10 protein-coding genes, 2 tRNA genes, 2 pseudogenes and 1 other annotated feature are annotated in these 14073 nt (G+C 45.4%); of the genes and pseudogenes, 13 read left to right on the plus strand and 1 reads right to left on the minus strand.

Annotated elements, in window-relative coordinates:
- Positions 1–16 precede the first annotated feature (16 nt).
- The 11 genes and pseudogenes from DXA18_RS08665 (at position 17) to DXA18_RS08710 (ending at position 10975) form a co-directional block, all read left to right on the plus strand.
- On the plus strand, positions 17–652 hold the full coding sequence (locus DXA18_RS08665; RefSeq protein WP_118383577.1) for a DUF4194 domain-containing protein: 636 nt from the start codon (positions 17–19) through the stop codon (positions 650–652).
- Positions 609–4024 (plus strand): annotated as a pseudogene (locus DXA18_RS17405) (SbcC/MukB-like Walker B domain-containing protein). Before DXA18_RS08665 ends, DXA18_RS17405 begins: the two are co-directional and overlap by 44 nt.
- Positions 3984–4151: a hypothetical protein gene (locus tag DXA18_RS15650; protein WP_158567108.1), complete on the plus strand. Its 168-nt coding sequence runs from the start codon at positions 3984–3986 to the stop codon at positions 4149–4151. Before DXA18_RS17405 ends, DXA18_RS15650 begins: the two are co-directional and overlap by 41 nt.
- Before the next feature lie 93 nt (positions 4152–4244).
- Positions 4245–4315 (plus strand) — tRNA-Gln (locus DXA18_RS08675).
- A 41-nt stretch (positions 4316–4356) separates the two neighbouring features.
- Positions 4357–4430, plus strand: a tRNA-Pro gene (locus DXA18_RS08680).
- 272 nt (positions 4431–4702) lie between these two features.
- Positions 4703–5560 (plus strand): DMT family transporter, encoded by an 858-nt coding sequence (locus tag DXA18_RS08685; RefSeq protein WP_118383579.1) that lies wholly within the window; start codon positions 4703–4705, stop codon positions 5558–5560.
- 18 nt (positions 5561–5578) lie between these two features.
- Complete coding sequence (locus tag DXA18_RS08690) at positions 5579–7591, plus strand: LTA synthase family protein (RefSeq protein ID WP_147345588.1); 2013 nt, start codon at positions 5579–5581, stop codon at positions 7589–7591.
- 71 nt (positions 7592–7662) lie between these two features.
- Positions 7663–7901 (plus strand) — a binding site (T-box leader).
- 70 nt (positions 7902–7971) lie between these two features.
- On the plus strand, positions 7972–8544 hold the full coding sequence (locus DXA18_RS08695; protein WP_118383582.1) for a 2-oxoacid:acceptor oxidoreductase family protein: 573 nt from the start codon (positions 7972–7974) through the stop codon (positions 8542–8544).
- Positions 8544–8846 carry a 4Fe-4S binding protein gene (locus tag DXA18_RS08700; protein ID WP_118383583.1) on the plus strand — a complete coding sequence of 101 codons (303 nt, stop codon included), beginning with the start codon at positions 8544–8546 and terminating at the stop codon, positions 8844–8846. The genes DXA18_RS08695 and DXA18_RS08700 overlap by 1 nt, the downstream gene beginning before the upstream one ends.
- Before the next feature lies 1 nt (position 8847).
- Positions 8848–10029 (plus strand): pyruvate ferredoxin oxidoreductase, encoded by a 1182-nt coding sequence (gene porA, locus DXA18_RS08705; RefSeq protein WP_118383585.1) that lies wholly within the window; start codon positions 8848–8850, stop codon positions 10027–10029.
- A 13-nt stretch (positions 10030–10042) separates the two neighbouring features.
- The gene (locus DXA18_RS08710) at positions 10043–10975 is read left to right on the plus strand and encodes a thiamine pyrophosphate-dependent enzyme (RefSeq protein ID WP_118383586.1); all 933 of its coding nucleotides are present in this window, start codon (positions 10043–10045) and stop codon (positions 10973–10975) included.
- A 204-nt stretch (positions 10976–11179) separates the two neighbouring features.
- Here the strand turns inward: DXA18_RS08710 and DXA18_RS17410 are convergent.
- Positions 11180–12447, minus strand: a pseudogene (locus tag DXA18_RS17410) (chloride channel protein).
- Between the two features lie 383 nt (positions 12448–12830).
- On the opposite strand from DXA18_RS17410, the gene DXA18_RS08720 reads away from it, so the two are divergent.
- Together DXA18_RS08720 and DXA18_RS08725 are read left to right on the plus strand one after the other, a co-directional pair.
- Positions 12831–13211 carry a hypothetical protein gene (locus tag DXA18_RS08720; RefSeq protein ID WP_330424504.1) on the plus strand — a complete coding sequence of 127 codons (381 nt, stop codon included), beginning with the start codon at positions 12831–12833 and terminating at the stop codon, positions 13209–13211.
- 4 nt (positions 13212–13215) lie between these two features.
- Positions 13216–14028, plus strand: coding sequence for a hypothetical protein (locus DXA18_RS08725; RefSeq protein ID WP_118383588.1), 813 nt, complete (start codon positions 13216–13218; stop codon positions 14026–14028).
- Positions 14029–14073: the final 45 nt, after the last annotated feature.

Raw genomic sequence — 14073 nt, forward strand, 5'->3', positions numbered from 1 at the left:
GATAGGAGATTATAAAATGATTGCATATATGGAAGGATTATCTCTCACGGAAGCGGATAATCTAAAGAAAACAATATCAAAATTATTCCGGCAGACTTGCATTGTGCAGATGCGGTATGATCCTGTAACGTTGGTGCCAAGGGATAATCCGGATTATGAGATCTGTGTCCGGCATAAGGGATTTATCGAAGATTATCTGTCCGTGCTTGGATGTGAACTGGTGCATGATCCGCAGGAACACATTTTTAGGTTGAAGGGGGAAGGTGTAGAGGCAGAGAAGATCAGCCTGACGACCACGATTATTATACTGCTTGCAAGGATCATTTATCGTGACAAGATTCTTGGAGAAGGACTGGAAGCAACGGTGACGAACCTGGAAGAGATCCGTACCTATGGAAAGAATACGAATCTGCTGAACCGGAAGCTGACGGTGGCAGAATGGCGGGAAGCACTGTACCTGATGAGTAAGCATCAGATGATCGAGCTCCCGGGAGCGGTGAGAGATGTGGAGGATCAGACACCGATCTATCTGTACAGCACGATTAATCTCTACGTGACTGCTTCGGATATGAATGCATTGATCGAGGAATACAAGGAGGAAGCGGCAAATGAAACAATCGAAGAAGATATTTACCCGGATGGTGATCAATAACTGGGGCGGTATCAGTCATAAAGTGATGGAATTTCATGAGTACGTAAATCTGTTCAGCGGGAAAAGCGGTTCAGGTAAATCTACTGTTATGGATGCTGTGCAGGTTGTATTATATGGAAGTATTGCTGCGACATTTTTGAATAAAGCGGCGGATGACGCGAAGAACAGACGAAGCGTGCTGAGCTACCTCCGGGGTGCGCAGAAGGATGGCACGGCAAACCGTGAGAATATGGACTTCTGTTCCCAGCTTGTGCTGGAGATTCTGGATACGGGAAGTAATGTAACGACCTGTATCGGAGCAGCGTTTGAAGTAGGAAAGAATGATACCGATGTGCGTAGATACCATTTTTTCAGCCATTCCGGCAAGATTCCGGAAGATAATTACCTGACAGAGGATGGAACACCGTATACGATCGGACAGATCAGAAAGCTTGTGGATGAGCGTAAGAATTCGGATGATAACAGAGGGCGTGGGGATGTGAACCGTGTATACCCATCCAGAGAAGCATATCTGAATACACTGTATGATGTGATCTTTGGATATATCGATCCGGGGCGGTTTATGACGATGGAAAAGAGTGCCATTGCGCTACGGATGACCAATGGTACAGGTCAGTTTATCAAGGATTATATGTTCCCGCGGAGTAAGGAAGATACGGTGTCTACGATCAGTGAACAGCTGGGAGCGTATCGTGAGATCAAGGAGAGGGTAGAAGATCTGGAGCACAGAATTGAGATCCTGTCGGAGATTCGCGCACATAATTTGGAACTTCTGCAGGTGAAGACAGATAAGATTCGCACGGAACAGATTCTGCGTATCTTAGATATCGAGAACTGCCGTGTGCGTCTGGAAGCGAAGAAGCTTGATCTGAAGGGCATCTGTAAACGGATTGAGGCACTGGAGGAGAAGCAGGAAGGACTGGAGCAGCAGAAAAAGATTAAGACGGATGCACTGGTGGAAGTGCGTGCGGAACTTCATGCAAGTGATTACGGTGTGAAGAAGAAAGAACTGGAAGATCTGGAGACGACAATCCAGCTGCTCGCAGGTAATTCCAGACAGTGGCGGGAAATCCGTGCGGGACTTTCTCAGTGGGCAGAAGATGAAGATATCAGCGGTTATATCAGCAATCCAACCCTGCAATGTCTGGAAGATGTGTTGGGCGGAGAAGTGACTTCTTCTAATATGGAGAAGTTGAAAAAGGCATTCAGGCGGCAATGGAACTGATCGAGGAAGAACTGGCTGATCTGAATGAACGGATCCGAGAGACTGCCAAAGAACTGAAAGAGAAACAGGAGATGGTGGAGGATCTAAAAAATGACCGTAAGCCGTATCGTAAGGAGTTAAAGAGTGCCAGAGCTCAGCTTCAGAGTGAACTGAGCAGCCAGTACGGGCGAACGATCCATGTGGAGATATTTGGCGATCTTTTTGATATTACGGATGAAAAATGGAAGAATGCTATCGAAGGAAGACTTGGAAGGATTAAGCACAGTCTGGTAACGGAGCCGCAGTATGCGCTGGATGCGGCGAGAATCTTCCGCAGGATGAAGCGTAGGGAATATGAAGAGATTGATCTGATCAATACGGCAGCGATTAAGCGCGATGAGCCGAAAGCAGAAGAGGGAACACTCTATGAAGCAGTGCGCAGCGAAGAGGCGTATGTGGATCTGTGTCTGCGCAGATATCTTGGACGCATTTATAAATGTGAGACGGTAGAAGAACTGCATCAGGTGCGTGATGGCGTGACACCGGACTGTTATTCTTATAGTAATTACATATTCAGACATCTCCGGGAAATGGATTATACCCGTTATGCATGTATCGGTACCCGAGTATCCAAGGCGAAGTTAAAAGAGCTGGAAGATGAAGTATTTGATATGCAGAAAGAGCAGATTGAAGATATTCAGATGCGGGATACCCTGAATCAGGCACAGCGATTTGAACGACTCAGCCAGAGTCCGGAGCAGATATTAAGTCTTGCCGGGGCAGCAGATGAGCTGGAGCGTTATCTGGCGAAAAAGGATCAGCTTCAGCAGGAATTAAAAGAACTGGAAGACGGAACCAGAACTGCTGAACTGAATGTCAGACGAGAGACGCTGGAACGTGAAGTGGAAGATCTGGAACGAAAGATCAAGTCTGTGAATGAAGAACGGATCGGACGTGCCGGAGATAAGCGGATCGCTGAGAGTGAGCAGAAGAGTTATGAAGAACGTCTGAGTCTGCTGCAGGAAGGATTTGTGCCAAATCAGGAGCTTCTGGCGCAGGTGAAAGAGGTTCTCATGAACCGCACCGAGCAGGCGTACCGACGGGAAAATACAGAATTACTTGCGAAGCTGTCTGCACAGGAAGAATCAGCCGGCGACCAACGGACTTCTGCAAGAATCCGGTTTAATAATGAATATCCGGCGTATGGATTTACCAGTCTGGAGCATGACAATGATGTGTATGACAAGGTGTTGGATCAGCTTCAGCAGGATTATGAGCCGAAGTTTAAGGCAGAATTCGAGAAGCAGTATCTGCTGGTATATCATTCCCTGCGGGAAAATGTGATTGCGACCATTCACGGGGAGATCAAGGCTGCATACCGTCACCGGAAAGAGATCAACCGGATGCTGTCCCGTATCCGTTTCTCGGACAGTACGTATCAGATCGATATTCTTCCGGCGGATAATGAGAACGGACAGTTCTATGAGATGCTGATGGCAGAAGAACTGGACAGCAAGGTGTTAGATAATGACGGCTTTGACGGACAGTTAAGCTTTGGGGAAGATACATTTTACCAGAAATACGAGAAGCAGATCGAGCGTCTGACGGAGAAATTCATGCCACCGAAGGATGAGGATGGTCAGAAAAGAAGCCTGCACAAGCAGGAGATGGAAAAATATGCCGATTATCGGAATTACCTTACCTTCAGTATGTATGAGCGTGTGGAAGATGAACATGGTAATGTGAAGAAGAATTCGGTAGACGAGATGGCGGGGCGTGATTCCGGCGGTGAGGGACAGAACCCGAAATACGTTGCACTGCTTGCGGGATTTGCAATGCTGTACATGCAGCAGAGCAGCAGAGATCCAAGGATCCGTCTGGTGCTTCTGGATGAGGCATTTTCCAAGATGGATAAGGAGCGAAGCGAAGTGTGCCTGCGCTATGCGAGAGAACTGGAACTGCAGTTAATCGTGTGCGTGCCGGATGAACGTCTGCAGTCACTGATCCGCAATGTGGACAGTGTGTATGGATTCCGCAGACATAGGAATCAGATATCCATGATGCATATCGATAAAGGGCAGTATCTGGAAATGATGGAAGGAAATGCAGGCAAGGAAGACGTGAAAGATGGAAGAAAGCAGACAGGAACTGATACAGCAGCTGATTAAGATCATAGACGGTGATGCATACCGAAAGGGAACCAAGAAAGGTATGTGTCACCCGAAAGTGACGAATCATATGATGAAGGACATCCTGAAACAAGGGATGGAGATTGAGCAGGAGCTGCTGATTTAATAATTTTTGAAATATTTTAAAAAATTTAAAAAAGTACTTGCATTTTAGAAAAGTTCTGCTATAATAATATTTGTCGCTGATGCGAAACACTATTGCGGATTGGTGTAATGGCAGCACAGCAGACTCTGACTCTGTTAGTAGAGGTTCGAGTCCTCTATCCGTAGCTACTAAGATCGGATACATCATATGTATCCGATTCTTGAATCGGAGTGTGGCTCAGCTTGGTAGAGCGCTACGTTCGGGACGTAGAGGTCGCAAGTTCAAATCTTGTCACTCCGACTATTATGAAAAGTCATAAGACTTGTTAATTCAGGTTTTATGGCTTTTTATTTATGTGAAAGAATATATCAAATAAGATTGTTATGCTGTTTGGAAATCGATAATTAGTATATGTATTCAGCCCTATGATTAATCAAACATGTTTTATTAGTAATCAAAACTGTTTGATTAATCATGGGGCTGAAACTATATATAAAGGTGTTTTATTATGTCAAAAAACAGAGTATAATCATAAAGATTGATTTAAAAATGTTGATAGAGTGAGGCAAAAGATGAGGGAAAATAACAAAAAGAGTATTTTATTTTTGCATGTGGCGGTTATGCTGTTTGGCTTTTCGGGAGTGCTAGCACAGTATGTGCAGGTTCCGGCTGTGCTGGTGGCGATGGGGCGAGTCATTTGTTCGTCATTGTTACTTCTGGCAATATCGCTTGTGAAGAAGGACAAGCTGACACTGGAATCAAAAAAGGATTATGCATTGATTATCGGAACCGGTGTGATCATGGCGATTCACTGGTCCAGCTTCTTTCAGGCAATCCAGGTGTCATCGGTAGCAATCGGAACGATCACATTTTCTACATTTCCACTGTTTCTGACGTTTATGGAGCCGGTCGTGTTCAAAGAAAAGCTTCGGGCGAGGAGCGTGATCAGTGCAGTGATTCTGCTGGCTGGCGTGTATATTACGGTGCCGGAATTTTCTGTGGAGAATCAGGTGACCGTGGGAATCCTATGGGGAATATTGTGTAGCTTTACTTATGCAATTATGACGCTGGGTAACCGCTATTTTTCAAAAAAATATACAGGACGGATCATTTGCCTGTATGAGCAGGGAACAGCGGCGATTGTACTTCTTCCTGCGCTGTGGCTTGTGAAAGTGGAGTGGAGACCGGTTGATATTGCAGGTGTGGCGGCTATTGGCTTCGTATGCACGGCGATTGCATATTCATTATATGTATCTGCACAGAAGGGTGTGCGCGCGCAGACGGCGGGAATTATATCAGGAATGGAAACGGTCTATGGAATCATCTTTGCATTTGTTTTTCTGCGGGAAGTTCCGACTGTGAGAGAATTGATCGGAGGAGCAGTGATCCTTGGCGTGGCATTGTATTCTTCTTTGAAAGCAGATGATTAGGAGGAATTGAGAGTGATTATGAGAATACGAAAGATAACGCTGCCAGTTTACTTTTCTATAGCAATCTTATATCTGGAAATGGTATTTCATATATACGAATTCAGATCATTGTCCGGCGGCTTCTTTTTTATGACGCTGTTTTCGGTAATGGGGGGTGTGCTTATCGGAGCATTGATCGGGAAAATGAGGGAACGCGCAGCATATATTGTGACGATCGTTGTCACGGCGGTGTTGTGTCTGTTTTTCTGCGCTGAGATCGTATACAAATCCGTTTTTCAGAAATTCCTGGCATTATTCAGTATGCTGGGCGTGGCAGGACAGGCATTTGATTTTATGGATGTGATCGGTAAGAACATTCTGCTGACGATCGGCGGTTTGATTCTGTTGTGGCTGCCGATGATCTTTTTGATTATCGGAAAACGGAAGAACGTGATCGTATTTCGACCGTATTCCTGGGAGGAAAGTCTGAAAAGAATCGCATTAGCAGCGGAAATGTATCTGGCAGCGATTCTGATCCTTGGCTGTATGAGCCAGGAACCGTACAACTTGAATGATATCTATTATCATAACGTGTCTACAGATTTGACAGTGGAACAGTTTGGTGTATTGACTACAAATCGTCTGGATGCCTGGTATCAAGTGGTAGGAAAACCAATGCGGACATTGCAGACGGCAGTGGCAGATGATGCAGATAAGAAAAGTGATAAGAAAGATGCGGATGGAAAAGATAGCGGAATCGATACGTCACCGAATATCATGGATATTGATTTTGATGGAATCCTTGCAGCATCACCGAATGATTCTGTGACACAGCTGACCCAGTATTTTCAGACACAGAGTGGTACCAATAAGAACGAGTACACAGGCATGTTTGAGGGATATAATGTGATCTTTATTACAGCGGAAGGATTTAGCGGATATGTGATCGATGAAGAGCGGACTCCGATGCTGTATAAGTTGAAGAACGAGGGATTTGTGTTCAATCACTATTATACACCGGGGTGGTATGGCAGTACTTCGGATGGCGAGTATGCGAATCTGACCGGATTGTTACCTACAGACGGGATCGTCTCTATGCGTGAAGCGGGTGAGAACGGTAATAATATGTTCTTTACGCTGGGCAGACAGCTGGAGAGAAAAGGATATACGTTAAACGGATTCCATAACAATGATTATACGTATTATGGACGTGATAAGTCACATCCTAATATGGGATACAACTGGTATGGAACAGGTAACTGGTTTCAGCCGGAGAAGACCGAAAGTGGCAAGGATTACTGGCCGCAGTCGGATGTACAGTTGATGCTGCAGAGTATGGATATGTACATGGATCAGGAGCCGTTCCATACATACTATATGACAGTCAGCGGACACATGATGTACGATGTGAACAGCAATCAGATGGCATATAAGAATTACGATCAGGTGGCAGATCTTCCATATTCCGAGACGACAAAAGGATATCTGGCGTGCCAGCTGGAACTGGAAAAAGCACTGGAGACGCTGGTTGGAGAACTGGAAGACCGTGGGCTAGCAGATCATACGGTGATCGTACTCGGTGCGGATCACATACCATATGACGATAAGCCGGTGTGTGATGAACTGGCAGGACATGAACTGGATCCAGGTGTGGAGTGGTATCAAAATGATCTGATCATCTGGTCCGGCAGCATGAAAGAGCCGGTGCAGGTGGATAAATACTGCTACGATGTAGATATACTTCCGACTATTTCCAACCTGCTGGGTCTGGAATATGATTCCCGTCTGATGGTTGGTCAGGATATTTTATCAGACAGTGAGCAGCTTGTATGTTTCCCGAATCGCAGCTTCATTTCCGGGAAATGCATCTACAATGCGGTCAATGGTTCGGTAACGCCGCTGACAGAAGAGGAAGTGACGCAGGAATATCTGGATCAGATGTCGGCAGTCGTCTATGATAAATTCAGTGTATCCGAGATGGTATTGCACGAGAATTATTATCAGTATCTGGATGGTCACATTTCTTTCAAAAGCGACGAAAAAAGTAATTGACGTACTGGAAAAAATAGGATAAAATCACATTAAGCGTAAAACAGATTGCGCTCTAAAATTTGGTTTGTGATTTAAATTCTATGAAGAGAAAGAGTAGAAGAACGGATATGTTCTACAGAGAGCTGTCGTTGGTGCGAGACAGTGAAGATACCACTTTGAAGATCATCTCTGAGAATGGAGACTGAAGTAAGTGTAAGTTTCCACGGGCGTTTCCCGTTACAGGAATTGCGTATGTTAGTGCGCGAGACAACTTGTTTGTTAGAACAGGGTGGTTGCGGAAGATAGAAGATTAGAAAGATCCGTCCCTAGTTGGGGCGGATCTTATTTTATATCATCGGACCGCATCATCCGGTAAATACACACAGAAAGGATGAAAGAAGATGAGTAACCACACAGAGATCAGATGGCATGGCCGTGGCGGCCAGGGTGCCAAGACTGCTGCGCTTCTGCTGGCAGACGTAGCATTTCAGACCGGTAAATACGTACAGGGCTTTCCGGAGTATGGTCCGGAGCGTATGGGCGCACCGATCACAGCTTATAACCGTATCAGTGATACCGTGATCCGTTCACATTCCAACATTTACGATCCGCAGTATGTAGTCGTTGTTGACGAATCCCTGCTGGAGTCGGTAGATGTGACCAGTGGATTAAAAGAAGATGGAGCGATTCTGGTTAACACAGAACGCAGCAAAGAAGAGATCATTCCGCATCTGAAAGGCTATAAGGGAGATGTGTATGTAATCGATGCCAAGAAGGTATCCATGGCAACGCTTGGTAAATATTTCCCGAATACACCGCTTCTGGCAGCAATCGTAAAAGTAGCAGGAATTATGGATAAAGAGACATTCTTACGTGAGATGCAGGCTTCTTTCCATCACAAATTTGCCAGCAAGCCGGAGGTAATCGATGGTAACATGAAGGCTCTCGAAATGGCATTTGAGGAGGTACACTAATGGCAACAGATATCAGCAAATTAGGATTAAAAGCAAAATGGCAGGATCTGACCGAAGGTATGGTAATTGCCGGTTCGGGTACTTCCAAAGACTTTATGACAGGAGAATGGACACATGTGAAACCGGAATTTATCGCAGATAAATGTAAGCAGTGTCTATTATGCGCACCGGTCTGTCCGGACAGCTGCATTCCGATCAAGGATATGAAACGTGGAGAATTTGATTATGATCACTGCAAAGGATGTGGTATTTGCGTAAAGGCATGCCCATTCGGCGCAATTACAATGGAAGGAGTGAAATAAGATGGGAAAAAGAGATCGTTTGTCAGGTAATGAAGCCGTAGCAATCGCGCTTCGTCAGATTAATCCGGATGTATTTCCGGCATTTCCAATCACACCGTCTACGGAGATTCCGCAGTATTTTGCTTCTTTCGTAGCAAATGGACAGGTAGATACAGAATTTATTCCGGTAGAGAGTGAGCACAGTTCTATGAGTGCTGCAATCGGAGCATCCGCAGCAGGAGCAAGAGCACTGACTGCAACATCTTCTTGCGGTATGGCATATATGTGGGAGGAACTTTACATTGCTGCTTCTAACCGTCTGCCGTTAGCATTGGCACTGGTGAACCGCGCATTGTCAGGTCCGATCAACATCAACTGCGATCATTCCGACAGTATGGGTGCAAGAGATTCCGGATGGATCCAGATGTATGCAGAGAACAACCAGGAAGCATACGACAACATGGTTCAGGCGTTCCGCATTTCTGAGCACAGAGATGTACGTCTTCCAATTATGATCTGTCAGGATGGTTTCATCACCAGTCACGCAGTAGAGAATATTGAACTGCTGGAAGATGCTGAGGTCAAAGGATTCGTAGGCGAGTATGAGCCGGAGAATTATCTGCTGAACCCAGAGTGTCCGATGGCTGTCGGTCCTTACTCTGTGACAGACTTCTATATGGAAGCAAAAAGAAATCAGGCAGAAGGCATGAAGCATGTAGAGAAGGTTGTACTGGATGTTGCGAAAGAATTTGCTGAGATGTCCGGAAGAGAATACGGCTTGTTTGAGGCTTACAAGCTGGAAGATGCTGACCGTGCAGTTGTCATGATCGGTTCAGCAGCAGGTACAACAAAGGATGCGATCGATAAGCTGAGAGCGCAGGGAGAGAAAGTCGGACTTCTGAAGATTCGTCTGTACCGTCCGTTCCCGGCAGAGGCAATTGCAGAAGCACTGAAAAATGTCAAAGCAGTCGCTGTTATGGATCGTGCTGAGGGATACACCAACCACGGCGGACCGCTTGGATCTGATGTGATGGCAGCAATGTTCCGTGCAAGAAGCACAGCACTTGCAACTAACATCATTTACGGACTTGGCGGACGTGACGTACGCGTAGAAGATATGGAACAGGTATTTGCAGATCTGCAGACCATGATCGATAACGATGATGCAGGTGAGACCTATCGTTACATGGGTATCAGAGAGTAAGGAGGGACGACAAATGGCTTATAATTTCAAAGAGACAATGAATAAACCGGAACGTCTGGCTCCGGGACACAGAATGTGTGCAGGCTGCGGCGGTACGATCGCAGTTCGTAACGTACTTCGCGGACTTCACGAAGGAGATAAGGCAGTCATCGGTAATGCAACCGGATGTCTGGAAGTATCTACATTTACATACCCATACGTATCATGGGAAGACAGCTATATCCACAATGCATTTGAAAATGCGGGATCTACCATGAGTGGTGTAGAGGGCGCGTACAAGGCACTGAAGAGAAAAGGCAAACTGGACGAGACTTACAAGTTCATCACATTCGGCGGTGACGGCGGTACTTATGATATCGGTCTGCAGTCTCTGTCAGGTGCAATGGAGAGAAATCACGACATGGTATATGTCTGTTACGATAACGGTGCTTACATGAACACAGGTATCCAGCGCTCATCTGCAACACCAATGTTCGCAGACACTACGACGACACCGGTAGGAAGTGAGAGTAACGGTAAACCGCAGAACAGAAAAGATCTGGCTGCGATCATCGCTGACCACGACATTCCGTATGTAGCGCAGACGACATTTGTTCAGAACTTCAAGGATCTACACATCAAGTCTGAAAAAGCAATCTACACGCCGGGCGCAGCATTCCTGAACATCATGGCACCGTGCCCGCGTGGATGGAGATATAACACACCGGATATCATGGAGATCTGTAAGCTGGGTGTAGAGACTTGCTACTGGCCGCTGTTTGAGGTCGTAGAGGGCAAATGGATCCTGAACTACGAACCGAAGAAGAAGCTTCCGGTAGAAGAATTCCTGAAGAAACAGGGAAGATTCAAACATCTCTTCAAACCAGGCAACGAATACTTGATCGAAGCATTCCAGAAGGAAGTAGACAGAAGATGGGAAGATCTGCTGTACAAATGCTCAAGATAGAGCGCAGATAAGATTAGATAAAATAAATATCAGATAAGCACAGGGAGAGACCGTATGGCCTCTCCCTGTTGTGTATATCAGCTGGGAGTCAATCCCCCAGCTGATATAGCCTCCGGCAGGATTGCAGAGGTGCGCAGTAGAAGTATGTCATGCAATTGTATGACGCGCACCTCGCAGCAAGAATGCGAGGCATTCTTGAATGCTTTAACTTGTTTTCCTGTTAATATATCTTGCTTTATACTTTGAATAAATGATGGTCTGATCCTTATACAGACTGTAATATCCGGACAGCGAGTAGCTGATGGATATCGCGATCAGATAATATGCCACACCGGAGAATCCAAACAATTCAAAAGAAATCAGCATGGCAGTGATCGGACAGTTGGTAACGCCGCAGAACAGAGCAGCCATTCCGGCGGCAGCGGACAGCCCCGGTGACAATCCGAGCAGGCTTCCGGCAACACATCCGAACGTGGCACCGATACTGAATGCAGGTACGATCTCACCGCCCCGGTACCCGGCACGCATGGTCAGTGCGGTCAGGATCATTTTCCACAGGAAATCAAGCGGTTTTGCCTGACCTTCTTCGATGGCGCGGGTGATCAGATTGCCACCGGCACCCATGTAATCGCTGGTGTTCAAAAGTGCGGTCACTGCGATGATGATGCATGCAGCGGCAAAGACACGCAGGTATGGATTCTTCAGATATTTCTGATAGAACTTGCTGATGTATTTCAACAGAATACAGAACAGGATGCTTAAAAAACTGCATCCGACTGCAACCAGACCAATCTTCAGACCATTTGCAATCGTAAGCTCCGGCACCTTTACTACCAGAAATGTCTCCGGGCTTACTCCCATTCCATCAGCAAACCGTGATGCAATGATAGATGCGATCATGCATGGGAACAATGCAGCATAATACATAACGCCGACACTTGCTACCTCCATGGCAAATACGGCAGCAGCCATCGGGGTGCCGAATACGGCAGCGAACGCAGCGCTCATGCCGCACATGATCATCACATGCTGGTCAAATTCATCCAGCTTCGCAAGCTTGCCAAGCCAGCTTCCAAGCTTCCGCCAAACTGGATCGAAGCACCCTCGCGTCCGGCAGAACCGCCAGTCAGGTGAGTCAGCAGTGTGGACAGGAAGATCAGTGGAGCTGAGATAAATGGAATCTTATCTTTGGACTTGATCGTGGCGAGCACCTGATTCGTGCCGCCGTCCTCGCTTCCTAACTTCTGATATAAGAACACGATCAGCAGTCCTGCAAACGGCAGCAGGAGAAAAATCCTGATATGCGCGTCACGATAAGCAGTTGCCGCGCCGATACATTTGGCAAAGATACCGCTGGCACCGCCGACGATCAGGCCGGTCAGCACAGCTAACACAAGCCACTTCAAGAAATTCACGATGTTATGGCGGATATGTTCATAATAATATTGAAATAAAACTTCTTTTCTGGACATGATAGAAACCTCTTTTTCCTTTGTACTCTCAAAAACATTCCTATTTATTATACTATTTTTTCTTTAGAATTAACACTATGAAAATGCCCATTTTATCTCAGTCGAGAAGACCCCCATCTTTTCAGGTGGTGAGTAATAGCAAATTTGTAGAAAACATTGACAATATCCTATATATAAGGGTAAAATAATAAAAAACATCCTTAAAATAAGGAGAACGATACAATGAAAAAATATGCAGTGAAGAAAAGTGTAACAGGAGTGGAAATAAAAAAATGTCGTAAGAGGCTCGGTGTGTCTCAGGAGGAATTTGCGGAGCTGCAAATGTATCGAAGAAGACGGTAGAGCGGTGGGAATACAGCGGACAGCCGATAACAGGTCCGATCGTGACACTGATACAGATATTAATGAATGAACCTGCGTGGGAAGAAAAACTGGTCATACCGGAAAAAGAAATGCCGATCAGAATTTCCTATATGTTCCGTAATGAGTTATGTACAATCATCGATGTGGATGAAGGAAAACGGAGTGTGAACGCACTGAACTATACGAATCATTTTCTGAAAAAAGCATTTGGTGATAACGAGCATCCGACCTATGAAGACTATGAAGAATTTCTGGAATCCAGATGCTTTCCAAGAACAAGAGATAAGATGAAACTCATTCTGAGGGAGTTGGATCTGCCATTTTACGATCCGATGATGATTATAGAAAAGACAGAAGGCAGGATGGCAGAGGATGATTTCTGGATACGGATAGAGAGGTGAGAGCGTGGTAAGATTAAAAAAAGCGGATCTACGGGAACACATCCATCAGTCATCTAAAGGTAATCAGCTAAAATGGGAGAAGGATGGTATCTGGTATAAGGCAGACTATACAGGGTATGAAGGTCTGGCAGAATACATGGTGTCACAGCTGCTAAGATATTCTACACTTGATGCCAAAGAGTACGTATTGTATGAGACAGAACGGATTGTATATGCGGATCATGAATATTCGGGATGCAGCAGTCAGGATTTTCGAGAGGATAAAGAATGGCAGGTAATTACAGCAGAACGTTTGTTCCGAAGAAAATACAATCAGAGTCTATATATCAGCATGTTCCGTATTAGAGAGACGAAGGAACGGCTGAAGTTTATGGTTGATCAGGTGGTTCGCATGACAGGATTATCTGATTTTGGACAATATATGAGTAAACTGATTACTATTGATGCGCTGTTTTTGAATGAGGACAGACACACACATAATATAGCGTTCCTTTGGGACGGATATGATGAATACAGATATTGTCCGATATTTGATCAGGGAACCTCATTGCTTGCTGATACAACCGTGGATTATCCATTGGAAAAGGATGTGATAGATCTGATCGGAACTGTGGAAGCGAAGACATTCAGCAGGTCATTTGAAGAACAGCTTGACATTGCAGAGCAGCTGTATGGAGATACGATACAGTTTCAGTATGGAGAGCGTGAGATCAGAGAATTTCTGGGACAGGATCAGGTATATGCAGAGGATGTAAAGAAACGGGTGTATACAGTGTTGATGCAGCAAAGAAGGAAATATCAGTATTTATTTAAATAATATATGAGCAGGGTTTTGAATAGTAACTAAAATAATAATAGCTTC

Origin of the sequence: Dorea sp. AM58-8 (assembly GCF_003464045.1) — a bacterium.
Lineage (GTDB): Bacteria > Bacillota > Clostridia > Lachnospirales > Lachnospiraceae > Claveliimonas > Claveliimonas ammoniilytica.